Origin of the sequence: Edwardsiella ictaluri ATCC 33202 (genome assembly GCF_000264785.1) — a bacterium.
GTDB lineage: Bacteria > Pseudomonadota > Gammaproteobacteria > Enterobacterales > Enterobacteriaceae > Edwardsiella > Edwardsiella ictaluri.
Window position 1 is genome coordinate 1 of record NZ_AFJI01000080.1, and the last position, 1,295, is coordinate 1,295.

Consider the following 1,295-nt stretch of genomic DNA (forward strand, 5'->3'; position numbering starts at 1 on the left):
CCAGTGCTATCACGCTGGAAAATGGTGCGGAACAGCAGGGTGATATTCGCTTAGACAACGGTGCCAGCCTTACTTCACAGGGTAGGACGAAGGGGCTGCTAAGCGCCGATGCCAGCATTATTACGTTGGAAAGCGGTGCGGTACAGCAGGGGGATCTCCAGCTGGGCGGCGCCTCTGATCTGACCTCGTTGGGTGAGATCGAAGGCCGCCTGAGCGCGGAGGGCACGCACCGTCCTGCTGGAGCGAGGGCAGCCAGCTGCTGGGCGATATAACGCTGGTGAGTAACGCGGCGCTGACCTCCCGGGGGCAGACCCGGGGGAACCTGAGCGCCGATGCCAGCACCATTACACTGGAACGCAGTGCAGTACAGCAGGGGGATCTCCAGCTGGGCGGCGCCTCTGATCTGACCTCGTTGGGTAAGATCGTGGGCAGCCTGAGTGCGGATGCCAGTACCGTCCTGCTGGAGTGGGGTAGCCGGCTGCAGGGCGATGTGACCCTGACGGACAGCGCGATGCTGACCTTGCAGGGTGAGATCGAAGGCCGCCTGCGCGCGGATGCCAGTTCAGCCCTGCTCGCGCAGAGGGGCCTGCATCTGGACGGCGATATTGGGTTAAGCAATGGCGCGACGCTAGCGTTGGTGGGGCGTAATCAGAGCGCTATCGGCGCCGAGGCGAGTCTGCTGGCGCTGGGGTACGACGCCGTGCAGCGGGGCGATATTGCGCTTAGCCAGTCGCTCCTGATCAGCAGGGGCCTCATCTATGGAACGCTCAGCCTGAACAACAGCGGGGCTTACTTTGGACAGGCGAGTCAGCACAAGGGCGATCTCTCCCTGCTGGGCGATGACGCCTGGCTGGTGCTGCAGCAGGGGGGGCTGCAGTGGGGCGATGTGACCCTGACGGACGGCGCGATGCTGACCTCCCGGGGGCAGACCATGGGCAGCCTGAGTGCCGATGCCAGCACAATCACGCTGGAAAACGGTGCGTTCCACAATAATGGGGATCTCCAACTGAGCGGCGGTGCGATGCTGACCTCGCTTGGTGAGATTGAGGGCAGCCTGAGTGCGGATGCCAGTAATGCCCTGCTGGAGCAGGGCAGCCAGCTGCTGGGCGATATAACGCTGGCGAGTAACGCGGTGCTGACCTCCCGGGGACAGACCCGGAGGCTTCTGAGCGCCGATGCCAGTGCTATCACGCTGGAAAATGGTGCGGAACAGCAGGGCGATATTCACTTAGGCAACGCTTCCAGCCTTACTTCACAGGGTAGGACGGAGGGGCTGTTAAGCGCCGATGCCAGCA

Annotated in this window: 1 protein-coding gene and 1 pseudogene; both read left to right on the top strand. The window is 63.2% G+C overall.

Annotated elements, in window-relative coordinates; all coding sequences use genetic code 11:
• The coding region (locus EIEH_RS19305) for a hypothetical protein (RefSeq protein WP_035609670.1) at positions 1 to 272 on the top strand (272 nt) is incomplete at its 5' end.
• A 5-nt stretch (positions 273 to 277) separates the two neighbouring features.
• Positions 278 to 1,295 (top strand): annotated as a pseudogene (locus EIEH_RS11810) (hypothetical protein); the annotation flags it as partial.